Consider the following 25,325-nt stretch of genomic DNA (forward strand, 5'->3'; position numbering starts at 1 on the left):
ATAAGTTAACCAGTTAGTTAACTTAGATGGATAGGAGGAAACAAAAATGAAAAAACTATTAATAGCTGGTCTGTTGTCATCGATGGTGTTATTGGCAGCGTGTGGGGATACGGCATCGGATAATGGCGACGAAGGGGAAGAAATTCCTGAAGAGGCAGCCGATGCAACGGTTATCCGCTACCTGAACGGCTTTACTGGTGGTGATGGGGCATTCATGAAAGCAATCGTGGATGATTTCAATGATTCACAAGATGAATACTTCGTTAATGAATCCCAAGAACCGGATCACTACACGCAATTCAGAACCGGTGAATATGAACTGGTTGCGATGCATGGGGTCAACATGGAAACCTATAAACAGGATCAATTGATTCAATCGGTCGATGGCATCATGGAAGCAGCTGGACTGAGCATGGACGATTTCCATCCGGCAGCTGAAGGCCTTGTTTCCTTATCTGACGGAAATTACGGCGTACCTTTAGACATCCACCCCTTGACTACCTTCTACAATAAAACGTTGACAGAGGAAGCACCGGCAAACTATGAAGAACTCGTCGCTTTAGCACAAGAACTGCAGAATGAAGAAGACAACCTTTACGCTATGGGAATTCCCGATTCAGGCTTGGTGGAATTCTATACACTCACTTTAGCTGCACAAAACAATGTTGATTTATTGTCAGAAGACGGGAAGTACTTGGATTTTGCTCAGGAAGAGCTAGTTGATGCTTTATGGATTTTACATGACATGATCTATGAAGATAATATTTCTCCGGCAGGTTTGGGTCTAGACGGCGAATTCCAGGCCTTCATGCAGGATTCTGAAGGGGACACGAGTGGCGTGCAAACTGCTGTATCGTTGACCGGTCCTTGGTATTATCAGGCTGTAAGTGATGCCTACGGTGAGGACTTAGGTATCGGTTCTATCCCGCAATTGGGCAATGAGGTAGCAGTCTATGGTAACTCACACGTCTTGAGTGTGTCGACGATGGTTGAAGACCAGGAGATGCTGGACGGAATATCCGCCTTCTTCGAATTTATGTATCAACCGGAAACTTTGGCACAGTGGGCAGATTCAGGCCAGGCACCGCTGCATACACCAACGATGGAATACATCGAAGAAAATTCCGATGATTATCCATTACCATACCAGAACCAGCAGATGTTTGACGATTACGTTGCTGCTCCAGCCGTTTATCAGTTTGGCGAGCAGATGAGATATATGAATGAAACCGTGATTGGTCGCATCGTCAGAGAAGAAGCCTTTACACGTGAAGATCTGATGGAAGAATTGGAAACAGCAACGGGCATCGCTCAGGAAATAGCTGAAGCAGCACCCGCAGAATAACGTGCAAGTATAAGTCTTTCAGTTAGGTCTTAGACTGACTGAAAGACTTTTTTTCTTAGGAGGGAATAAATTGAAAATATCAAAAACAGTCTCATCATTAATGTTTTTACCGTTCCTGCTTTTCTTTGTACTGTTTTGGATCGTGCCGTTCTTTTACGGACTCTATGTCAGTCTGCATAATTGGACCGTTTCCGGAGGGAACAACGGGTTCGTCGGGCTTGATAACTATATGAAAATTCTACAGCCCGGAAGCATGTTTCATGACTCTTTCATGAATGCCTTAGGCAATACGATCTATTTTGTGGTCATTAGTATTATTCCTTTGGTTGTGTTCGCCTTACTACTGGCACTACTGATCAAACACATTCCGGGGAAACTTAAAGTCTTTTTCAGAACTGTTTTTTTCATTTCGTATGCCGTATCCGTTACGGCCGTATCCGCTATTTTCAAATGGCTCTTTACCGGTAATGGCGGCTATGTCAATAATGTTCTTCAGAACTTTGGTATGAATCAATTCAGATGGTTGAATGAACAGCCTTATGCCTGGATGGTCATCTTAGCCGCAACTGTCTGGTGGACGATCGGCTACAACATGATCCTGTTTGTCAACGCACTGGACGAAGTGGATGACAACTTGTATGAAGCCGCTGCATTGGACGGCGCCAACGCCTGGAAGAGATTCTGGTATGTCACGTATCCGTCTATAAAAGGCGTGTTTGCATTCGTGCTCATCATCACCATTATCGCTTCGTTTAATTTATATGGTCAGACGTTACTGATCACAGTCGGTGGACCGGCGAGAAGCACGACGAGTTTAACCATGCTTATTCAAAACACGATATTCAGTCAAAACAATCTCGGCATGGGCTCTGCGATGGCCATCATCATGGGGGTCATTATGGTGATCATTACACTGATCCAATACATGATAGGCTTTAGAAAGGATGGGAAAGCATAATGAAACAGTCAAAAACGCAAACAGTCGTCTTGGTGATCATTGCCTCGCTGCTTTCACTACTATTTATTTTCCCATTACTCTGGATGTTTTTCACATCATTCAAAGGACTGTCGGAATCAATCAGTAGTCCGAATCTTTTACCCGCTAAGTGGACATTCGAAAATTATATCGAACTCTTCACCGTCGATACGGCGAATTCGCCTATTTTAAGATGGTTGTTCAATACCGCCTTCATCAGTATCGCTGGCACGGCACTAGTTATATTTACCAACACACTGGCTGCCTATTCGATCGCCCGACTCAACTTGCCCGCCAAACGTCTTTTCATGGGGATCATAATTGCTTCCATGACCGTTCCGGGTATCGTTATCGTCTTCCCGCGTTACTTCAATTTCAGGGACGTCGGCTTGCTCGATACCTTTGCACCGCTGATTTTACCGTATGCATCAGGGACACTGGGCGTCTTTCTGATTTACAGTTTCTTACGTAATTTTCCCAGAGACCTGGAGGAAGCCGCCTATATCGACGGAGCGAACCAATTGCAGATCTTGCGCCATGTGGTCTTTCCATCCATTAAACCGGTCATTGCCACACTGTCGGTCATCACGTTTATCATGATCTACAATGACTTCCTTTGGCCGTTACTGGTCACGAGTTCGACAGAAATGCGGACCGTTACGGTTGGGATAGCCAATCTGGTCCAGGGAGCAAACTTCGTCAATCCCGGCAAGATGATGGCTTCCACACTCATAGCCACAGTACCGGCGTTACTTATCTTTATTTATGCCAACAAGTACTTTGTCAAAGGTGTCAATTCGACTGGTATTAAATAAAGAGACAAATAAAAAAACTGGTGGCGTCACTGTAAACAGGCTACGCAAACTAAGTGCAAACTAATTAATGAGGAGAGACGTTATGAAGAGAACAGAATATCCTAGACCTCAATTGGTCAGAGATGAATGGCTGAACTTGAACGGTGAGTGGTCATTTGCGTTTGACGATAAAGATCTAGGGATAAAAGAAGGATGGTACGAAACAGAAGACCTGCTGGATCAGACCATAGAAGTGCCTTATGTCTATCAGTCAAAGGCCAGCGGCATAAACAGTCAGGAAAACCATGAAATAGTCTGGTACAAGAAAAACATTACAATGCCAAAGAGTTACGACGATAAAGAAATCATCCTGCATTTCGGGGCCGTCGATTACGTCAGTGAGGTCTTTGTCAACGGGCATAAAGTCGGCTCTCATACGGGCGGTCATACGCCTTTTTCATTCAATATCACACCTTTTGTTGTTGATGAAAAAGCGACGATCACGCTGCGCGTCTTTGATCCGAGAAGAGAAGAAACCATCCCACGCGGAAAGCAGACCTGGGAAGACCAGCCGCATTCCATTTGGTACACAAATTCTACGGGCATTTGGCAGACGGTATGGCTTGAAAGTGTGGATAAAACACATATCGAGACTCTCCGTTTCAATCCGGAAGTCGATAAAGGACAGATAAATTGTAAAGCTGTCTTCAGTCAGGATTTGTCCGGTGCAGCAATCGACTATGTGATCACTTATAAAGGCGAACAAATCATCAAAGCCGCTTTTGACGTGTCCGATTCGACCCATTCGGTGACGTTTGATCTGCATCAAAAAAACATATTCAGAACCTCACACCATCACAACGGCTGGCACTGGACACCTGAAACGCCGAATCTGTTTGACGTCAAGATCACACTACGTAGTCAGCAGGCTGTTTTAGATGAAGTAAAAGCCTACTTTGGCATGAGAAAGATCCATACCGAAAAAGGACAGTTGTTTCTCAACAACAAGCCTTACTATCAGAAACTGGTTTTGGATCAGGGGTACTGGTCAGAATCACTGATGACGGCGCCGGATGATGCCGCACTCAAGTACGATATCGAAATTTCCAAAGAGATGGGATTCAACGGCTGCCGGAAACATCAGAAAGTGGAAGATCCCCGTTTCCTTTACTGGGCAGATCATCTGGGCTACCTCGTCTGGGGCGAGTCCGCTTCGGCGCATTTCTTTGATGAAGCATCCGTGCCGTTGGTCACCAATGAATGGCTGGAGATCATAAAAAGAGACTATAATCACCCGTCCATCGTCGCCTGGGTTCCGTTCAATGAAAGCTGGGGGATCAACGATGTGGGCAGAGACGAGCAGCAGCAGCACTACTCACAGGCGCTGTATCACCTCATTCATGCACTGGATACCACCCGACCGGTCATTTCAAATGATGGCTGGGAAATGACGGTCACAGACATCGGTGCTATTCATCATTATGGACACGGTGAAATGGATGAAAAAGAAAAGTACATGAGATTCAAAAAAGACTTGAAGACCCAAGAAGCGATATTAACGTCGGATTCAGCCGACCGCTCGATCTATGCCAACGGTTTTACCCATCAGGGAGAACCCATCTTGCTGACTGAATTCGGCGGCATCGGTTATAAAAAAGATGACCAGGACGGCTGGGGCTATTCATCTGTCGATAATGACGAGGCCTTTGTTTCAGAATATGCCCGGATCATGGAAGCCGTCTGCGAATCCGAGATCCTAGCGGGCTACTGTTACACGCAGCTTTACGATGTCGAACAAGAAATAAACGGCCTGCTCACGTATGGTCGAGAACCCAAAGTAGCTGTGGAAGAAATCAAAGCGATCAACGATAACGACGGATCGTAACGGAGGGCTGTATGATCGATAAAGAATTTATATGGGCAGTCGGAATAGAAAATACCTTCGTCACGCAGATCGAAAGAGGCGAACGCAAGCTGGACGAATACGATTTGACGCAGCATTACGACCAGTGGGAGAGCGATCTTGACCTGGTCCGCAAGACCGGTGCCAGTATGATCCGTTACGGGATTCCCTGGTATAAAATAGAAGAAAAACCCGGCGAGTTCAATTGGGATTGGGTGGATGAGGTGATGGCGTATTTCAAAAACAACCCATCGCTCACGCCGATCATCGATCTGGTGCATTACGGGACGCCGCACTGGATGCAGAACGCTTTCGCCAATGGCCGTTACCCGCAATATGTCGCCCGTTTTGCCAGAGCCTTTGCCGAAAGATATGGCGACTTTATCAAGTACTATACGCCACTGAACGAACCGTATGTCACGGCTGAGTTCTGCGGACTTAACGCAGTCTGGCCGCCGTATCTGGAAGGCTTGACGGGCTATTACCAGATCATGTGTCAGGTGTCCAAAGGGATCGTTCTCACGCAAAAAGTCATCAAGGAAGTTGTTCCGGATGCCGTTTTTGTTCACGTGGATGCAACCAAGCGGTACTTTACGCATGAAAAACGATTGAACGAAGAAGTCAAACTTTGGAATGAGAACCGCTTCGTTATGTGGGAACTCGTTCAGGGGCTATTGGATGAAGCCCACCCGCTCTATGAATTCCTATTAAATCAGGGTGTGACGCCGGAAACACTGGATTGGTTCAAGCGACATAATGTCGAACCGGACATTATCGGGCTCAACTATTACCCGCAATTCAGCGTACACGAAATCAGTCGCGATAATAAAGGGAATGTCAGCTATCCAAACGTTTCTGGTACGGGTGAAGACTTCAAAGAAATCGCCACAGAAGCTTATCGCCGTTACCAGAGACCCATCCTCCTCACAGAAACAAGTTACAGAGGAAGCGAGGAAAAACGTATTGCCTGGCTTCATGAAATCGTAAAAACCTGTGAAGACCTGATTGAAATTGATATCAAGGTTATCGGCATCACCTGGTTCCCCTTTTTCGATTTAGTGGACTGGGGTTACAGGACATCGGGTAAAACCGTGGAAGAAGAACTGCTGCCGTTTGGTCTGTATACGTTGACAAATGCTGATGGAAAATTGCTAAGACAAAAAAATCGAGTCGCTATGGCCTTTGAGAAACTCGTTGACTCGTCTAAAATGAGAGGTGACTTATGAAAAAAATTGTTTTCTCAAGTATGGTTTTATTTTCATTAGTTTTAGGAGGATGCACTCAAATGAATAATGAGCAGACGGACAGTACGCAGGAATCAGTAACTTATACAAATCCAGTAGGTGAAATGAGCGACATCGGGGACCCCTATGTCCTGAAAGTCGAAGATACGTACTACATGTATGCCACTTCTGTTGCGCACGCAGGCTTCAAGGTCTGGGAATCGACGGATATGGTGGAATGGGTAGAAGTCGGCATGGCTTACGACCACCGGGATCACGAAGAAAAATGGGCCCAATATGATTTCTGGGCACCCGAAGTCATCGAACACAACGGGACATTTTATATGGTCTACAGCGCAAGAGCCTACAACGGCAGTTTGAAAATGGCGATTGCGACCAGTGATTCACCGACAGGACCCTTTATGGATGCAACGGTGGGCTTGATCGATCGACCCGGCTCGTTTATCGACGGCCATTTCTTCATTGACGACGATGATAAAGCCTACATGTATTACGTGGAAGATAACCATGAAAACATCGTTGACGGGAATCACGTCAGTCACGTCTACGTCCAGGAAATGACAGATGACTTACTGAATGTGACCGGTGAACCACATTTGCTGCTCGAACCTGATCAGGCCTGGGAAAATCCTCATGGCGAATATCAGTGGAACGAGGGACCTTTTGTCGTCAAACATGATGATTTATATTACTTAATGTACTCAGCCAATTTCTACGCCAGTTCAGATTATGCTGTCGGGTACGCTGTTTCAGACAACCCTCTGGGCCCGTTTGAAAAAAGCGAATCGAATCCAATTCTTTCCAAAGATATGGAAAACGGCATTTCCGGTCCGGGCCACAACAGTGTGACCGTCGGCTTGGATGACGAGACACTTTACGCGGTGTACCATGTCCATACCGATCCAGAAAATCCCACCGGTGACAGAAGACCAGCCATCGACCGGCTGTATTTTGAAGACGGAGAAATGAAGATCGGCGGACCGACCAGCGACGAACAGGAACTGCGGTAAGTATAGAGCTTGAATTTAATGATATTATTATATAGTCTGCACTGGATCTTATCGGTGCAGGCTTTTTTTCGTTATAAAGCGCGTATCTTCAGAAGTAGCGGAAGGATTTAGGAAAACTCCTTAAGTTTAACGCCTAAACTTCAGAAGTTTGAGAGCATATAAGCCTAACTACTTAAGATAACAGGTAATCTTCAGTAGTTTCTCAAAAAGAAACCAGAACTACTGAAGATTAAGAAAAGATCTTATAAAAAGAGGTGTATTTTGTCAGCTGCCTGACAAAATTTCCGAGATGAAATCACTGCTTATAAAACACGGATTCCAGTTAGTTGATTTCTGATCTTTAGGATTTTAACTAGTTCCAAGTGAAAACGGAAAAAGCCAAAACTCCTTAAGATTGACGCCTAAACTTCAGAAGTTTGAGAGAAAATAAGCCTAACTTCTTAAGATAACAGGTAATCTTCAGTAGTTTCTCAAAAAGAAACCGAAACTTCTGAAGATCAAGAAAAAATCTTAAAAAAAGAGGTGTATTTTGTCAGCTGCCTGACAAAATTTCCAATCAAGGTCATTCTTATCGGGAAAAGTGGACTTCATTATTGCATTCACTTCTTTTAATTAAGCATAAACTGCTCTTCAAGAAGGTGTGTTTTGTCAGTTGCCTGACAAAACATTCGACTGTTAAGCTTATCCTTTCATTTGTTAAATAGTCGAAAAATTGGGAGAAAAGATACTTATTTTTAAATAGTTTTGATCCGTATAAATTAATTTATGATTATTAAAATAAATAACTTGTCAACGCTTACAACATATGATATATTAAATTACGTAAACGTTTACTCAACTTGAAGGAGCATATGATGATCACTATAAGAGATGTAGCTGAAAAAGCACAAACCTCAATTGCAACAGTGTCCAGAGTGCTTAATAACTTGGGTGGGTACTCGGAACAAAAAAAGATAGAAGTGTTAAAAGCAGTTGATGAACTTGGGTATGAGTCTAACGCTATTGCTCGGAGCATGATTGTAAAGAAAACAAATACAATTGGGGTGGTTTTTCCAAATATTTCAAGCATGCTGACTTACGAATTTTTAAATGGTATAGAAGATGTCACTTACAAAAACAATTTCAATGTCATTGTAAGCTACACTTATTCTCAACCAGAACGTATGATGAAAGCACTACGAATGTTATACGAAAAAAGAGTAGATGGCATAATATTCACTTCTGATGTGGTTAATGACGAGTATTTGAAATATTTTGAAAAAATAGACATCCCCGTTGTTTTTCTTTCGACTAAATCGGACAATAGTTCGATTCCTTATGTGAAAGTAAATGATTTTAATGCAGCATATGATGCCACCGAATATTTAATAAGAAACGGACACAATACTATTGGTATGATCAGTGGTAATCCTGAAGATCCTATAGCCGGGTTTCCAAGACTTGAAGGGTATAAGTCAGCGCTAAAAAAAGCTAACTTACCAATCGAAGAAAACTTGATACGATACGGATATGATTTTAATTTTGAAGACGGTAAGAATAAATTTAGAGAATTGGTTGATACAAATCCTGATATGACAGCGATATTTGCAGCCAGTGATGAAATGGCGAGTGGGGCTATCACCGCGGCGCATCAGATGGATATAGAAATACCTAACCAAATATCAATCATGGGGTTCGACAATACGATGATAGCTGAAATCGCTTATCCAGCCTTAACAACGTTGGCTCAACCATTGAGAAAAATGGGGTCTGAGGCAGTTAAATTATTGCTGAAGAATATTGACGGAGAAAAATTTGAGAATGAGGTCATACTTCCTCACTCAATTAAAGAAAGACAAAGTGTGAAAAAAATAAATTGATTAGCTGATTAATTTATTTTTTTGATTATAGGTTAAACGTTTACGTAAAAAAAAAAAAATATTAGGAGGAAACAAAATGTTGAAAAGTAAAAAGGTGCTTTTAGGTTCATTAATGGCTAGTGGGTTAATTCTGGGAGCATGCGCTAATGACTCGGACGGTGGAGGAGATAGTTCAGAAGTAGTAACATTGGAATTATTTTCGAATAAAGCTGAAAACGTGGAAACTTATGAACGATTGATAGAACAATTCGAAGAGCAACATGAAAATATCAAAATCCAACTAGAATCTCCACCAGAAGCGGAAACAGTTCTAAGAACGCGATTGACCCGTAATGACATGCCTGATATTATGTCGATCGGTGGGAATGCAACATACGGTGAATTAGGCAAAGAAGGCGTGTTATATGATTTTACTGACGAAGAGTCAATGAGTAATATTCAACCGGCTTATAAAGATATGCTGAGTCGTCTTGTCGGTTCAGAGATCGAGGAAGATTATGGCGTTCCGTATGCAACCAATGCAAATGGCGTGATATATAACCAAGAACTTTTTGATGAATATGGTATGGAAGTACCACAAACTTGGGATGAACTCATCTCGTTATTAGATCAAGCTCAAGAGGAAGGTATCGCTCCTATTCAGTTCACTTTACAAGAAGCATGGACAGCATTGCCAACCTGGAATTCTTTGGGTGGCGTTCTAGCTCCTGAGAACTTTGGAGAAATGAAAACGAATGGAGAAGCCTCCTTCCAGGAAAATTACGATGAAGTCGCTGATAAATATTTAGAACTGCTTGCATATGGCGAAGGTGATATATTCGGAGTAGGTTATGACGACGGGAACGCTAATTTTGCTAATGGAGAAGCACTCTTTTACATGCAGGGAAATTGGGCAATACCTGAAATCGAAAGAAATAATGAAGACATTGAACTAGGGTTTTTCGCCTTCCCAGCATCAAATGACGAAGCCGAGAACGATTTAGTTTCTGGTGTGGATGTCTTATTGACGGTGAGCGAATCAACAGATCATCCGGAAGAAGCTTTAGCTTTCGTTGAGTTTATGTTACAAGACGAAGTTGCCGCTCAATATATCGAGGAACAGGCTGCATTCTCTTCTATTGAAGGAGTCATGCAAGAGAATCCGGTGTTTGAAGATATCCAAGGCAAGTTTGAAACAGGTAGTTTGACTAGTTTCCCAGATCACTTCTATCCTGCTGGTTTAGGCGCTGAAAACTTGATTCAAGAATTCTTGATTGAACAAAATAAAGAGCAATTCTTGCAAACAATGGACAGTGAATGGGACGCAGTAATAAATAGATAATTGAATGAGGGACGTCATCTGATGTCCCTTTATTTTTTAGAAAAGGGGAGAACCAATGAAGAGAAAAAATAGCAAATTAGCATGGTTTGTGTTGGTTCCAGCAATGACTGTCTTCTTTTTATTTCATACACTGCCTCTTCTACAAGGTGTATTTTATAGTTTTACTGACTTTAAAGGATATGGCAACTGGGAGTTTGTTGGATTCAGAAATTACTTGAATATATTTAGTGACATGAGAGTGAGAGGCGCGTACGTATTCACGTTATCATTTTCTATATTGTCTACAATTTTAGTTAATATCATAAGTATTTTAATTGCACTTGGGTTAAATTCCAAGATAAAATATCATAAAACGTTGAGAGCTATTTATTTCGTCCCCTACATGTTAGGTACTTTGATAATTGGGTATGTGTTCAGTTTTATCTTTAGTCGTCTGTTACCACAAATCGGTACTTCTTTGGATATAAGCTGGTTGCAATTCAATATGTTAGGAAATCCCAACTTAGCGTGGATAGGTATAGTAGTTGTTGCCGTTTGGCAATCCGCAGCTTTTAATACCATCTTATATTTATCGGGTTTGGTTACGATCGATCCTGATTTATATGAAGCAGCAGATATCGATGGGGCGAAACCAACCACTAAGTTTTTCAACATTACGCTACCTTTAATAATGCCTTTCTTCACAATCAATATGGTTGTAGCAATGAAAAACTTTCTAATGGTGTTTGATCAGATCATAGCCTTGACCGGTGGTGGACCAGGAACTTCGACTGAATCGGTCTCACTGTTGATTTACCGTGGAGGATTCCAAGGTGGAGAATTTGCTTATCAGTCTGCAAATGCGGTCTTATTCTTTATTATCATCGCCGTCATTTCTCTGTTCCAAATCAGAGTGCTTGAAAGGAGAGAAAACTAATTATGAAGAAACGTTATAATTGGCCTGCAACTATCATGTTGATGATAAGTTCAATTTTCATTCTCTTTCCACTCTACATTACAATAGTTACGGCATTTAAAACACGTCAGGAATTATCCGGTAATTTATTGGCTCTGCCAAGTACGTGGAGTTTTGATAACATTATTCAAGCTATTCAATTAACTGGGTTTTGGGGTGCGCTGACCAACAGTTTAGTGATCACGATTCCGACTGTTATCGCAACGGTCCTGGTGCATTCGCTAGTTGGGTACGTTATCGCAAGAAACTTGCACAGAAAAGGATTCAAGATTTTATATTACTATATCGTCAGTGCCATGTTCGTTCCTTTTTCGATCCTGATGCTACCTCTGGTTACTCAAACCTCATCTTGGGGCATCGATAACCGTTACGGTATGATATTGCTTTATCTCGTATTGAATTTAGCTTTCAACACATTTTTATACGTGGGATTCGTCAAAACAATACCAGTTGAATTAGAAGAAGCAGCAGTAATGGATGGCGCTTCTGAATGGAAGATATTTTGGCAAGTTATTTTTCCTTTGATGAAACCTATGAATGCTACTGTGGCAATCTTGACAACATTAGGGACATGGAACGACTTCATGCTGCCACTAGTTATTTTAGGTGGGCGAAGACATTTAGCAACAATTCCATTGACGCAATATATTTTCGAATCACAATTCAGTACCAACTATACGCTGGCATTTTCCTCATATTTACTCGCGATGTTACCGATGCTAATCATTTATATCATTGCACAAAAATGGGTAATCAGCGGTGTGACACGGGGAGCACTCAAGTAAAATACAATAGGGAGTTTTTAGTATGAAATGGTGGAAAGACGCAGTAGTCTATCAAGTTTACCCGAAAAGTTTTCAAGATACCAACGGAGATGGTATCGGAGACCTTAAAGGAATAATAAAACGGCTCGACTATTTAAAATTATTAGGTATCAATGCATTGTGGTTGAGTCCGGTATATAAATCGCCCAATGATGACAATGGCTACGACATAAGTGATTACAAGAAGATACATCCAGATTACGGTACGATGGAAGATATGCACGAGTTGATTGCTGAAGCGCGTAAAAGAGGCATCAGACTGATAATGGACTTGGTTGTAAACCATACTTCCGATGAACATGAATGGTTCCAGGAGGCATTAAAAGGTAAAGATAACCCTTATAGAGATTATTACGTGTGGCGAGATCCAGTGAACGACGGCCCACCAAACGATCTTGTATCTTCATTCGGGGGCTCTGCTTGGGAATATGATGAAAAAAGCGGACAGTATTACCTGCACATCTTTAGCCGAAAACAGCCCGATTTAAATTGGGAAAACGCAACGATGCGCAAGGAAATTTATGAAATGATCAACTTTTGGCTCGATAAAGGTATTGGGGGCTTTCGTATGGATGTCATCGATCATATCGGAAAAGTACCTGATGAGAAGATAGTGGTGAATGGTCCGAAACTTCACGACTATATTCAAGAAATGAACGAAGCAACGTTCAGACACTATGATGTGATGACTGTGGGTGAAACCTGGGCTGCCACCCCTGAAAATGCCGCATTATATTCTGATCCAGACCGCAATGAACTTTCGATGATCTTCCAATTTGAGCATATCATGCTGGATGAACAACCTGGAAAAACAAAATGGGACCTTGAAGATTTACAGTTAGTGGAATTGAAACAAACATTCTCGAAATGGCAAACTCAAATCGGTGAGAACAGCTGGAACAGTCTTTTCTGGAATAATCATGACACACCGAGAGTGGTTTCCAGATGGGGAAATGACAAAGAATACCGCGTAGAAAGTGCTAAGGCCTTTGCCATTCTGCTCCACAATATGCAGGGGACTCCATATATTTTTCAAGGTGAAGAAATAGGTCTGGTCAATACACCGATCACGGATATCTCACAAGCAAATGACATTGAAACAATCAATTTGTACAACGAGAGAATTGAAAGTGGTTATGCAAAGGATGATGTTCTCAAATCTATAAATACTAAGGGCAGAGATAATGCTAGACGCCCTATTCCTTGGAACGACGAGACACAAGGTGGTTTCACCAAGGGAGAACCTTGGCAAAAACTTAACGAAAATTATGAAACAATAAATGTGGAGGCTGCTTTAGATGATAAAGCATCGGTATTCTACACGTATCAAAAATTAATTGAACTGAGAAAAGAGCATGAGATTCTTGTAAAAGGAAGTTTCAAACTGCTCCTTCCAGATGATCCACAGATTTTTGCGTATGAAAGAGAACTGGGCAATGAAAAATGGACAGTGATTGCAAATCTTTCGGATACTGAGCAGACGCGTTCAATCGCTGATAAAAATGTCCAGGCACTGATCTCGAACTACGATGAAAAAGAATATGATTTAACTGATCTGAAACTGAAACCGTATGAAGCTTTTGTTTTTAGAAACGAATAGAAACAAGAAAAGTGCAAACCTGGTCTTAGGTTTGCACTTTTTTGCACTGAAAAGGACTAAGTGGAGTCGGAAATAGTCGAAACTCCTTAAGATTCAGAGTAAATCTTAAGAAGTTTTGTCTAAAAGAATAGCAACTTCTGAATATAACCACAGTATCTTCAGAAGTTTACACGTTTTTGGCACCAACTGCTTACGTTTTTAAATCAATGAGGTATATTTTGTCAGTCAACTGACAAAATTTCCAATCAAAAAAAGATATTGTTCGGATTGTTAAAGAATAGAGTGCTTATCATTTATTTTGGTTTAATCGAAAAGAGTTGAGTGGGAAAAGCGCGTCACTTGTAACGATTATATCTTTATTGAGATAAGTGGAGGTGAACTCTCGCATGACTCATGCCGATGCCTACTTAATCGAAACAAGTAGGCATCAATTTCGTGCTTACTTCTTCCGTTTCAACCCAAACTGCTCTTCAAGAAGGTGTGTTTTGTCAGCTTTCTGACAAAACATTCGACTGAGTAGGGTTGTTATTTCAGCTCAATTTCAATACCATATAGAGAAGCATAAAATGAATCCCAATTATAAATATAAGGAGTTTTCCCTATGACTACTGACAAACTTGGTTACCAGGCACCTTCAGAAATAAAAGAGTTAGATATCGTCAATACATATGACCTGGAAAAGCAGGCGGGTGAACTGCTTCCTAAGGGTGGGTTCGACTACATCGCAGGAGGCGCGGGCGATGAGTACACGCTGAAACAAAATATAGACGCATTTAATCTCAAGCGTATATTGCCGCGTGTGCTTGCGGATGTGGAATACCCAAAAACGCAAACGAGTATATTCGGTCAGGACATTCCGTCACCGATCATCATGGCCCCAATCGCGGCGCACGGACTGGCACACCAAAGTAAAGAAGTCGGCACAGCCAAAGGAGTCTCCGAATACGGGACGATTCTCACTATCAGCACATACAGCGGATCTGACTTTGATGAAACGGCCAAAGTCGTGAACGACACACCTAAATGGTTCCAGCTTTATATGAGTAAAGATAATGAAGTCAACAAAGCGATTCTCGACGAAGCCAAGGCAGACGGCGCGTCCGCAATCATCCTGACTGCAGATGCCACGACAATGGGGAACAGAGAAAAAGATAAGCGCAATGCTTTCGTTTTTCCTTTTGACATGCCCATCGTCTCCAGACATTTGAGAAAGAGTGTGGAGGATCAGTTGTTAAATATTATATACATGGAATCCAAACAAAAAATTACTGTGGAGGACGTGCGATTTATTGCAGAGTATTCAGAATTACCAGTGATGGTTAAAGGGATACAGTCTCCCGAAGATGCACTAAAAGCAATCGAGGCAGGTGCGGCGGGGATATGGGTATCGAATCATGGGGGACGCCAGCTGGATGGTGCACCGGCATCGTTCGAAACACTCGCGTCAATTTCGGAAGTGGTTGCCAAACGCGTGCCGATTATTTTCGACAGTGGGGTGAGACGTGGTGAGCATGTCTTCAAAGCGCTGGCCAGTGGGGCAGACATCGTGGCCATCGGAAGACCGGTTCTTTACGGCTTAGCCTTAGGTGGATGGAAGGGCGTCACCTCTGTATTCAACTATTTTGAGAAAGATTTAAAACGAATCATGCAGTTAGCAGGTACGCAGACCATAGAGGACATCAAAAACACTGAATTGTTCTAAGTGGGAATGAAAACAAGGCAAGCTTCTGACAGTGTAATTTTTTTAGGAATAGTAATTTTGATGAAAAAATAAAATGAACTAGATAAGAAAGTTCTCCTGAGCAAGTTGTTACAAAAGCATATCTTTTTATAGTCATTGTTAAAAGATAGACCGAATGTTATTCTAATATTATAATAAGTATAGGAGAATAAGATATGACCTATTTTAATCAAATTGATTTTAATGAATTGACGGATGTAGATCAGTCAATATACGGATATATATCTAATAACATAGAAAAGGTACCTTACATGAGAGTTAGAGAAATTGCTAAAGAATCTCACACGTCTTCATCTTCAGTTATGCGTTTTATCCGTAAAATCGGGTTTGACAGTTATAACGAATTTAAGTATTCTTTCAAGGAAACAAATAGCGAACCTGAGACAGTCAGTCAACGTCAGGAAATATTGGGGGTCAATAATTTTTCGAATGATGTATATGAAGTTATGGAACAAGTAGCCAGACTTATACTTCAGGCTGAAAACATTGTGTTTTTTGGTATGGGATCCTCAGGCGCAATGTGTGACTATGCTGCAAGAAGACTTGCAACTATAGGCTTTAATGCGCATTCGTTAACTGATCCTACATTTCCTTTATATCAGAAATTAAAAAACACAGCAGATAATATCGTTATCGTGCTCTCAATTACAGGTAACACAGTTGAGGTAGTTGAAGCGGTCAATGGGTATAAGAACTTAGACGATTTTAAGATTGTTGCAATTACATCTGACAAGACTAGTAACATAGCTAGCATGGCAGATTACATTCTCGCTTATCGTGTGGAAATGATTCATTTATTCCACTTCAATGACATGACGTCGCAGTTGCCAACTGTCTTTCTTATTGAGGAACTCATTGATAAAGTTAAAAATTTAGATGATGAATATTAATAGCATAAGTAAATAATTATCTTAAGCACAAGGTTCTCTATATAGAATCTTTGTGCTTTTTTTGTTGGCACAGGGTGTACCAGTCTTGGTATTTATTTCTTGTCAAAGGAGACTACGTCAGTCTGTGCCCAACCCCTTTTCATCCTTGTGAAATTAGTATAATCTTTATCTATGAAGTACAATCATAAAAAATGATAAGGATGTTGAGGTGTAAAAATATGTATAACGAAGGAGAGAAATTCCCTGATGATTTTTTATGGGGGGGAGCGGTATCTGCTCATCAAGTAGAAGGAGGTTATAAAAGTGGAGGTAAAGGTTTATCTATAGCTGATTTATTAACAGCGGGAAATCAGACCACACCAAGGATAATCACTAAAGCTATTGAGAAAGATCATTACTATCCTAATCATGAAGCAATCGATTTCTACAACAGGTACAAAGAAGATATAAAATTGTTCAAGGAGTTGGGACTCAAATCATTTAGAACCTCGATCAACTGGTCTAGAATATTTCCAAATGGGGATGACGCAAGTCCTAATGAAGAAGGATTAGCCTTTTATGATGACTTGTTTGACGAACTGCTAGCAAATGGAATTGAACCTGTCATAACCTTATCTCATTTTGAGATTCCACATAACTTATATGTGAGCTATGGAGGATTTAAAAACAAGAAACTAATCGATTTTTTTGTTCGTTATGCTGAAACGGTCATGCGTCGATACAAAGATAAAGTCAAGTATTGGATGACATTTAATGAGATCAATAATCAAATGGATAATTTTGATGAGTTACATGTCTGGACAAACTCAGCTATTTTGTTTGAAGAGGAAGAAAATAAAGAAGAAATAACTATACAAGCTAGTATGAATGAACTTATTGCAAGTGCGAAAGCAATCAAAATCGGTAAAGAAATAAATCCTGATTTCCAAATCGGTTGCATGATGGCTTACGTGCCTATATATCCCTATTCTTGCAGTCCTCACGACATGTTATCTGCGAATAAAATGATGGAACGTCGGTTCTTTTATAATGACATTCATGTGCGGGGAGAAATTCCAAGTTACGCTTTAAAAATGTGGGAAAAGAAAGAGTTTAATATAGAATATTCACAAGATGAATTAAGTGATTTGAAACAAGGAACCGTTGATTATATTGGACTGAGTTATTATATGTCTGGTGCAGTGACGACTTTACCTGATAAAAGAGGACACTCGATCAGAGATTATCCTAAAGCTATGACTATTTCCAATCCGCATTTGCAATCAAATGACTGGGGATGGCAGATCGATCCAAAAGGGTTGAGATATATCTTAAGTCAAGTTTATCAAAGGTATAACAAACCATTATTTATAGTTGAGAACGGCATGGGTGCATATGATAAAGTCGAAAAAGACGGGAAAATTTATGATGATTATAGAGTAGATTATCTGGAAGAACACATATCAGAGATGTATCAAGCTATTAATGAAGATGGAGTAGAATTGATAGGCTATACACCATGGGGAATAATAGATATTGTCAGCTTTGGATCGGGCGAGATGGAAAAAAGATATGGGTTGATTTATGTAGATAAAGATAATCAGGGGAATGGGTCATTAGAGCGCAGGAAAAAAGAGTCGTTTTACTGGTACCAGACTGTAATTGAGCAAAATGGTTTAATCATATAAATATCAGAAAGAGGTGAAATGAAAGTGAGAGAAGCAGTTATTGCTAATGAAAGAGATAAAGTGGCACCAACTAAGAAATCAAAATCTGTCAAGCAATGGTTTATAGATTTTTTCAAGCAATGGGAACTGCAGACAATGATATGGCCGGGTATTATTTTTATGATAATATTTAACTTCATACCTATGTATGGAATAATCATTGCTTTCCGTCATTATACAGTGATGGATACTATGCAGACAGCAGAATGGGTGGGACTGGAAAATTTCAGAATTATTCTCCAGGATAGATTTTTTTGGGAGTCAGTTACAAACACATTAGCTATAAGTTTTATGAAGCTTGGAATCGGCTTTGTTATACCGATTATTTTAGCAATTATGATTTATGAGTTAAGAGAGGGGATGTTTAAAAAAATCGTTCAAACGATATCTTATATGCCTCATTTCCTTTCTTGGGTGGTCCTGGGAGGGATGCTGATCAGTTGGCTGTCTACAAACGGGTTATTGAATACCATATTAAGTGGATTAGGATTTAATATACAATTTCAAAATTATTTATTAAATACAGATGCTTATTGGTGGATAGCGGTATTGTCAGATATCTGGAAGTCGGCTGGATGGGGAACTATTTTGTATTTAGCCACTATGGCAAAAATACCAGCCAGTCATTTCGAGGCCGCAGAGATAGATGGGGCATCTAGGCTACAACAAATTACCCACATTACGCTTCCTATGTTAAAAGGGATAATTAGTCTAAACTTAATGTTGAATATTTCAGGGTTATTTGGATCAAATCTAGATCAGACATTAGTCTTAATGAATCCTCAAAACAGAACAAACGCAGAAGTTATCAACTCATATGTTTTCCGTATGGGTATTGCACAGGGTGATTTTTCTTATGCAACAGCTGTTGGTCTAGGCGTGTCTATTATTTCAGTTATTCTTTTGCTGATTTCAAATAAGATGACTAAAAAATTAAACGATAATTCATCAATATTATAGGAGGTATATAAGTTGAAAAGAAAAGTAATGAAAAATGATAAAGATGGACGGATTTTTGATTTATTTAACATTGTCATTTTGTTTGCGTTTAGTGTCATAATAATAATTCCACTATGGAATGTTGTGGTTGGATCATTTAGTTCAGGTAATTCCTTGTCGAGGGGGAATTTCATATTCTGGCCCAATGAATGGTCTCTACAAAATTATCGGCAAGTCTTGAATGACGACAGTATTGTAAACGCTTTTTTCATCTCAATTTCAAAAACATTCATTGGCGTTGTTACTCACGTTATATTCTGTGCGGTGATGGCTTATGCTATGAGTAAAAGTTATTTAAAAGGCAGAAAACTATATTCCACTATGGGGATAATGACTATGTTTTTCAGTGGAGGAATGATTCCTACCTATTTACTTATTCGAAATTTGGGATTGATAAATAGTTACTGGGTGTACATTATACCAATGTTATTGAGCTATTATGATGTTATTATCCTTATGAACTTCTTTAGAGGAGTCCCTCGATCGCTCGAAGAATCAGCAATGATCGATGGAGCAGGACATTGGCGGATTTTCGTACAACTCTATCTGCCACTTTCAAAGCCGGCACTAGCAACCATCGCTTTATTTAACGGCTTATTCCAATGGAATGATTTTATGACTGCAAATCTGTATATAAGAGACCGAGCATTGTATCCTTTACAGATGATGCTTTATGAAGTGATTGTTCGATCGCAAACGCAAGGCATGCAAGAGATTGGAACGACAGTAACTCAATCTACAACTAGAGGATTACAGTTGGCAACTATTGTGGTAACTACTATTCCAGTACTCCTCATTTATCCATGGTTACAGAAATATTTTATGGGGGGTATGATGGTCGGAGCTATCAAAGAGTAGTATAAACAAACTAAAAAAAAAGAAAAGAGGAAATAATAAATGTTTAAAAGTAAATTATTAAAATCATTAGCTTTAGGGACAGGTATCTTACTCGTTACTGCTTGCGGAACTGATAGTGAAGGAACACCGGCAGCAGAAGTTGAAGTGGATGCACGCTATGAAATTGATGAATCAACTCCTGCTTGGAAAATAGATCCAAAAGAAGAAATGACAGAGTTAACATGGTATGTTAATGCTAGTTGGTGGAATGATAGCTTTGGTGATGACGTTGTAACGAAGAAAATCAAAGAAGATTTAAATGTAGACATTACTTTCATTACCGGAGACGATACTAATTTAAATACTATGTTTGCTGGTGATGAAATGGCCGATATGGTTACAATTTTTGATTTCAATTCTCAAGTAGCTCAACAAGCAGAGACCTGGGCCTATTCTTTAAACGATTTAGCCGATCAGTATGATCCTTATTGGTATGAAGCCTCTTCTGACGAGACGCTAGACTGGTACCAGTTAGATAATGGAAAGAGTTATGGCTATCCTTCTTATTCAAACACTTCAGATGATTATGAAAGTGGATTAATTCCGGCAAATACGGGATTCTTAATAAGAAAAGATGTTTATGAAAAAATAGGGGAACCAAGTTTTTCAACACCGGAAGAATTTAACGAAAACTTAAGTAAAATTAATGAAGAGTTTCCTGAACTTACGCCATTTGGCTTTAATACAATGGAAGATGGAGCAGGTTCACTTGGGGGAACGTTCCAAAACTTCTTAGGAGTGCCAATAGAAGATGAAGACGGTTCTTATTACAATAGAAACCTCGATGATAGTTACTTGACGTGGATTGGGGCGTTAAGAGAAGCGCATACCAATGGAAATCTAAGTGATGATAGTTTTGCCGACGACAGCACAACTTTCGAAGAAAAAATAGGTTCTGGTGAATATGCAACAATCATGTCAGCTGGGACAGCTCAGATGAGCGGATTTTTACAATCCTTTATGGCAAGTAATCCAGATGCACAATATATTGCAATCGATGGACCACAAAGTACAGTCGGAAATGAACCCACATTAAATCAAAGTGGAATTACTGGATGGATGATTAATTATATTAGTCAGGAAGCATCAGATCCAGCGAAAGCTATGCAAGTTTTCACATACTTGCAGTCAGAAGAAGGACAACTTCTTACCACTTATGGGATAGAGGGTGAAACATACGAGTATAATGATGAAGGCAAGATCGAGTTGTTGCCAGAAATCCAAGAACTTAGAGACAATGATGCTGATTCGTTTAAACAAGAAATCAGAATCGGAGAATTTATATTCTTTGGTCATGATAAATATCAATCTTTAGCAAGTGAAAGTAACCGTACTCCTGCACTAATTCAACCAAGAGAGTGGGGAGAAGGTAAATTAAAACCTCAATTTATTTTAGAAAATACTGATCCTGAACCAGGATCCGCAGAAGCACGTACATTGACAAGTATTGATGCAGAATGGGTCACAACTTTAGTTGGCTTAATTCGTTCAGGTTCAGAAGACGAATTCAATACAATTTTAGAGAATCACAAGCAATTTTTAGAAGATAACAATATGGAGTCAATTGAACAAGTAAGAACTGAAAAAATGAATGAAAATAGAGAAAGACTAGGTATTGAATAAAGTTTAAGAAAAAAAGATAACGAAAGAGAGGAGAGTCGTAATGCAAAAAATCTTTGATATGGATGGCACAGTTTTTAAGTTTTTAACTCTTGGGTACAATTTGTTGATATTAAATCTTCTAATCATTTTGACAAGTCTTCCAATCATAACTGTAGGGGCTAGCATTACGGCTGCATTCTCTATTTTAAATGAAACAGATAATGGAAAAATAAATTTAACTATAAAAAGATATTTATTCTATTTTAAAAAGCATTTAAAGAGAGCAACTGCATTGTTTTTTCTTCAAATAATATGCGTACTAATTTTATTGGGAATTATATATATATTTGAGGCTTTGCGACCACTACAATTCATGTTGTTGGTTACAATGGGGGCGTTAATGCTGGTATCTTCATTGTTTTATCCGTTACTATCAAAATATGATACTGTTTCTTTAAAATCAATTATATTTCTTAGCGTAACTTTAACGTTGAAGTATACAGGATTTATAGTGATCTATTTTATTTTACCTTTGGTATCTTTGGCAATACCGGTATTTTTACCATCTTTAATATTTCCCTACATACTATTTGTTTTTAGTATGCCAATATATGTCCAGCGAACAATCGTGGAAATTCCTTTTAAACAGTCTAAATGGTTAAATGAATGGAGTTTAAATAACATATGATTAAAGTATTCGAAAGTATAGGTGCCCAACGATTATTTGAAGAAACTGATTTTATAGATAGTAAAAATGCACCAAGTGAAACCATAGAGGTCAATACAGCAGAAGAATTTCAAGAAATTGATGGTTTTGGCGCGTCTTTTACAGATTCCTCAGCCTTTCTAATTGATAAACAGTTGAGTGAAATAGATAAAAAAAACGTGATGGAAAAATTGTTTGATAGAAAAAAAGGCATCGGCCTGACTATGCTTAGAAATCCTATGGGTTCTTCTGATTATGCACGTTTTATTTATAGCTATGATGATCAAAAAGAACGAGAAAAAGATTTGGAATTAAAGGACTTCTCAATTACTCATGACAAAGAAAGCATCATACCATTAACGCTAAAAGCAATGGAATTGAATCCTGATGTCAAATTGATTGCGTCACCCTGGAGTGCTCCCGGATGGATGAAGGACACATATACAATGGTTAAAGGAAAGTTACGCAAGGAGTATTATAGTATCTATGCAGATTACTTTGTGAGATTTATTAAGGCCTACGGACAAGAAGGCATTGATGTCTATGCGGTTACGCCGCAGAATGAGCCTTTGTTTGAACCGTCAAATTATCCTGGAATGAAAATGCTGTCAGATGAACAGGCCATATTTGTAAAGGATTATTTGAAACCAGCATTTGTTAGGGAAAAGCTTGACACCAAAATATTTGGTTACGATCATAATTGGGATAGAGTGGATTATGCCTTTGATATTTTAGACTACGCTAGAGACAGTTTTGATGGGATTGCCTGGCATTGGTACGGAGGTCGTACAATCAGTCAGTCACGTGTCAAAGATGCGTATCCTCATTCGGAAGTACATTTTACTGAAGGATCGGGTGGAAATTGGATTCCAGAATTTGAACCAGCATTTTCGAATGTTATGAGGACAGGGATAGAAGTCATGAGAAATCATTCAAAATCATTTATATTATGGAATATGGCTCTTGATGAAAATAATGGTCCTGTTGTACCAGGGTTTGGGAATAGCACCTGTAGAGGTCTAGTGAAAATCAATCAAAAAGAAAAATCATTTGAATTCACTCTAGATTATTATGCACTTGCTCATTTCAGTAAATTTGTTAAAATCGGAGCAAAGCGCATTCATTCTTCACAAAAATCAGTTATCAAAAATGTTGTTTTTAAAAATGTGGATAACTCTATCGTCATTGTTTTATTTAATGATTCTGAAGAAGACAGAGTGACAGAAATCAATTTAAACAATAGTAACAGTTTTACCATGGACATCAAAGCTAAAGCTGCAATGACTATAGTTATTTGATGATATTTATTATTTTCGAACAGATGTGGAGAAGTGAACGTTCTCAGCATTTTATATAGGTGGAACAAGCATTAAAAATACCATTATTAATATGGGTTTAATTATGATAACAAAAGTTGCACCAACAAAGTCCACTTAAAAAGAGTTTCTCGAAACCTTTTAACTAGGTGTTGATGAATATCTCTTTTTAAGGGATTTATTGATTTTGGTCTAATCGAAACAGGTTGAGTCTGAAAGAGGAGTCGCTTGTTTCGAATACATATTTATCGAGATAAGTGAATGTGAGATTTCGCATAACTCATGTCGATTACTGCTTAATCGAAACAAGTAGGCCGGAATTTCGTGTTCACTCCTTTTGTATCAACTCAAACGGCTCTCCAAGAAGGTGTATTTTGTCAGTCTGCTGACAAAATGTCCTCTTAAAAAAAGAGACATCCTGAAATGATGGTTACGCATAGTTTCCATATAGAGTATAATAGGTATGGATATAGCGGTTACAATGTATTTACTTTCTACAATAATTAAATTGGGGGGATAATATGGATACGAATGGTTATCTTGGCATTGATATTGGTGGGACAAAAATTAAATTTGCGAAAGTTTATTCCGATGGGACGATAGACCAGACAAATAAAGTCGATACACCCGAAGATCTGGCTGGTTTTTTAGATCAAATCGATAGGATCTATACTTCTTTTGACAGTAACGAAATCGAATCAGTTGCAATTAGTCTTCCGGGAAAAGTCAATTCGGAAGAAGGTGTTGTTTATTTTGGAGGGTCTCTGCCGTATCTGCATCAGTTTAATTTTAAAAAACACTTCAAAGAAAAATACAACAAAAGCTGCACGATCATCAATGATGGCAAAGCCGGTGCTTTGTGCGAATTATGGCTGGGCAATTTAAAAGGGATCAAAAACGGTTTAGTCATAACGCTGGGGACGGGCGTTGGCGGCGGGATCATTCTGGATGGAAAACTCCATCAGGGAACCAACTTCCAAGCGGGCGAGTTGAGCTTTATCACTAAAAACTTATTTGACTTGGATAGAAAAAATATCGTCGGTTATGAGTTGTCGGCAGTCAACTTTATAGAAGACTGTTCCGAAGTATTGAATTTATCAAAACCTTACGATGGTGAAATAGTCTTTGATGAGATCAAGAAAAATAACGCAGCAGTAACGGCCTTGTTTGTTGACTATGCTAAAAAAATCGTGAATCTGATTGTCAATCTGCAGGCGATTTTGGACGTAGAGAAGGTATTGATCGGTGGCGGGATCAGTGAGCAGCCTGTTTTGATCGATGAATTGAACAAACAATATAAAGCATTAAGAAAAGAATCCGCTATTTATGGCAGTATATTTGAACCACTGGCAATCGATACCTGTGCATTTAAAAATAATTCCAACATTTTAGGTGCCGTATTTGCTAGCATAAACCTAGCCTAATCAATATTCAGTAATGGAACTTGAAGGAAATACTTACTAGAGTAATTACAAGATCAACTTAGGCAATGCGGAGAGCAAAAAGATTCACTATCCGAATATGTGTAACAAAGCTAATAACTTCTCTTCATGGATGAGAGGGTATTAGCTTTTACTTGTTCAATGAAAACTGCAAAAGACTTCGGTCTGTGTCGATATAATGGGAGCGAGCTCACA

General features: G+C 39.5%; 20 protein-coding genes. All 20 read left to right on the plus strand.

Annotated elements, in window-relative coordinates; all coding sequences use genetic code 11:
* Nucleotides 1–46 precede the first annotated feature (46 nt).
* The gene (locus tag ACO1PF_RS10265) at nt 47–1,345 is read left to right on the plus strand and encodes an ABC transporter substrate-binding protein (RefSeq protein WP_423188963.1); all 1,299 of its coding nucleotides are present in this window, start codon (nt 47–49) and stop codon (nt 1,343–1,345) included.
* Between the two features lie 70 nt (nt 1,346–1,415).
* On the plus strand, nt 1,416–2,303 hold the full coding sequence (locus ACO1PF_RS10270; protein WP_423188964.1) for a carbohydrate ABC transporter permease: 888 nt from the start codon (nt 1,416–1,418) through the stop codon (nt 2,301–2,303).
* A complete protein-coding gene (locus ACO1PF_RS10275; protein ID WP_423188965.1) occupies nt 2,303–3,136 on the plus strand; it encodes a carbohydrate ABC transporter permease in 834 nt (277 codons plus the stop codon). The genes ACO1PF_RS10270 and ACO1PF_RS10275 overlap by 1 nt, the downstream gene beginning before the upstream one ends.
* An 82-nt stretch (nt 3,137–3,218) precedes the next feature.
* Nucleotides 3,219–5,000 (plus strand): glycoside hydrolase family 2 protein, encoded by a 1,782-nt coding sequence (locus tag ACO1PF_RS10280; RefSeq protein ID WP_423188966.1) that lies wholly within the window; start codon nt 3,219–3,221, stop codon nt 4,998–5,000.
* Nucleotides 5,001–5,167: 167 nt separating this feature from the next.
* Nucleotides 5,168–6,244: a family 1 glycosylhydrolase gene (locus tag ACO1PF_RS10285; RefSeq protein WP_423188967.1), complete on the plus strand. Its 1,077-nt coding sequence runs from the start codon at nt 5,168–5,170 to the stop codon at nt 6,242–6,244.
* Between the two features lie 59 nt (nt 6,245–6,303).
* Nucleotides 6,304–7,272: a glycoside hydrolase family 43 protein gene (locus tag ACO1PF_RS10290; protein WP_423188968.1), complete on the plus strand. Its 969-nt coding sequence runs from the start codon at nt 6,304–6,306 to the stop codon at nt 7,270–7,272.
* A gap of 851 nt (nt 7,273–8,123) precedes the next feature.
* Nucleotides 8,124–9,131, plus strand: coding sequence for a LacI family DNA-binding transcriptional regulator (locus tag ACO1PF_RS10295; protein WP_423188969.1), 1,008 nt, complete (start codon nt 8,124–8,126; stop codon nt 9,129–9,131).
* 76 nt (nt 9,132–9,207) lie between these two features.
* Entirely contained in the window at nt 9,208–10,452 is a 1,245-nt protein-coding gene (locus ACO1PF_RS10300) for an ABC transporter substrate-binding protein (protein WP_423188970.1), read from the plus strand.
* Nucleotides 10,453–10,507: 55 nt separating this feature from the next.
* Nucleotides 10,508–11,368 carry a carbohydrate ABC transporter permease gene (locus ACO1PF_RS10305; RefSeq protein WP_423188971.1) on the plus strand — a complete coding sequence of 287 codons (861 nt, stop codon included), beginning with the start codon at nt 10,508–10,510 and terminating at the stop codon, nt 11,366–11,368.
* 2 nt (nt 11,369–11,370) lie between these two features.
* Nucleotides 11,371–12,192, plus strand: a complete 822-nt coding sequence (locus tag ACO1PF_RS10310) for a carbohydrate ABC transporter permease (protein ID WP_423188972.1) — start codon at nt 11,371–11,373, stop codon at nt 12,190–12,192.
* Nucleotides 12,193–12,214: 22 nt separating this feature from the next.
* Nucleotides 12,215–13,831, plus strand: a complete 1,617-nt coding sequence (locus tag ACO1PF_RS10315) for a glycoside hydrolase family 13 protein (RefSeq protein WP_423188973.1) — start codon at nt 12,215–12,217, stop codon at nt 13,829–13,831.
* A 601-nt stretch (nt 13,832–14,432) separates the two neighbouring features.
* Nucleotides 14,433–15,533: a lactate oxidase gene (locus ACO1PF_RS10320; protein ID WP_423188974.1), complete on the plus strand. Its 1,101-nt coding sequence runs from the start codon at nt 14,433–14,435 to the stop codon at nt 15,531–15,533.
* 194 nt (nt 15,534–15,727) lie between these two features.
* Complete coding sequence (locus ACO1PF_RS10325; RefSeq protein ID WP_423188975.1) at nt 15,728–16,462, plus strand: MurR/RpiR family transcriptional regulator; 735 nt, start codon at nt 15,728–15,730, stop codon at nt 16,460–16,462.
* Nucleotides 16,463–16,680: 218 nt separating this feature from the next.
* Entirely contained in the window at nt 16,681–18,129 is a 1,449-nt protein-coding gene (locus ACO1PF_RS10330) for a 6-phospho-beta-glucosidase (RefSeq protein ID WP_423188976.1), read from the plus strand.
* A 135-nt stretch (nt 18,130–18,264) separates the two neighbouring features.
* A complete protein-coding gene (locus ACO1PF_RS10335) occupies nt 18,265–19,128 on the plus strand; it encodes an ABC transporter permease (RefSeq protein WP_423190544.1) in 864 nt (287 codons plus the stop codon).
* 27 nt (nt 19,129–19,155) lie between these two features.
* Nucleotides 19,156–20,025, plus strand: coding sequence for a carbohydrate ABC transporter permease (locus ACO1PF_RS10340; protein WP_423190545.1), 870 nt, complete (start codon nt 19,156–19,158; stop codon nt 20,023–20,025).
* A 39-nt stretch (nt 20,026–20,064) separates the two neighbouring features.
* Entirely contained in the window at nt 20,065–21,687 is a 1,623-nt protein-coding gene (locus ACO1PF_RS10345) for a sugar ABC transporter substrate-binding protein (RefSeq protein ID WP_423188977.1), read from the plus strand.
* 40 nt (nt 21,688–21,727) lie between these two features.
* Nucleotides 21,728–22,354, plus strand: coding sequence for a DUF624 domain-containing protein (locus tag ACO1PF_RS10350; RefSeq protein WP_423188978.1), 627 nt, complete (start codon nt 21,728–21,730; stop codon nt 22,352–22,354).
* A complete protein-coding gene (locus ACO1PF_RS10355; protein ID WP_423188979.1) occupies nt 22,351–23,670 on the plus strand; it encodes a glycoside hydrolase family 30 protein in 1,320 nt (439 codons plus the stop codon). Before ACO1PF_RS10350 ends, ACO1PF_RS10355 begins: the two co-directional genes overlap by 4 nt.
* A gap of 539 nt (nt 23,671–24,209) precedes the next feature.
* Nucleotides 24,210–25,112, plus strand: a complete 903-nt coding sequence (locus tag ACO1PF_RS10360) for an ROK family protein (RefSeq protein WP_423188980.1) — start codon at nt 24,210–24,212, stop codon at nt 25,110–25,112.
* Nucleotides 25,113–25,325: the final 213 nt, after the last annotated feature.

It is taken from the genome of Alkalibacterium sp. f15 (assembly GCF_049389645.1).
In the GTDB taxonomy this organism is placed as follows: Bacteria; Bacillota; Bacilli; order Lactobacillales; family Carnobacteriaceae_A; genus Alkalibacterium.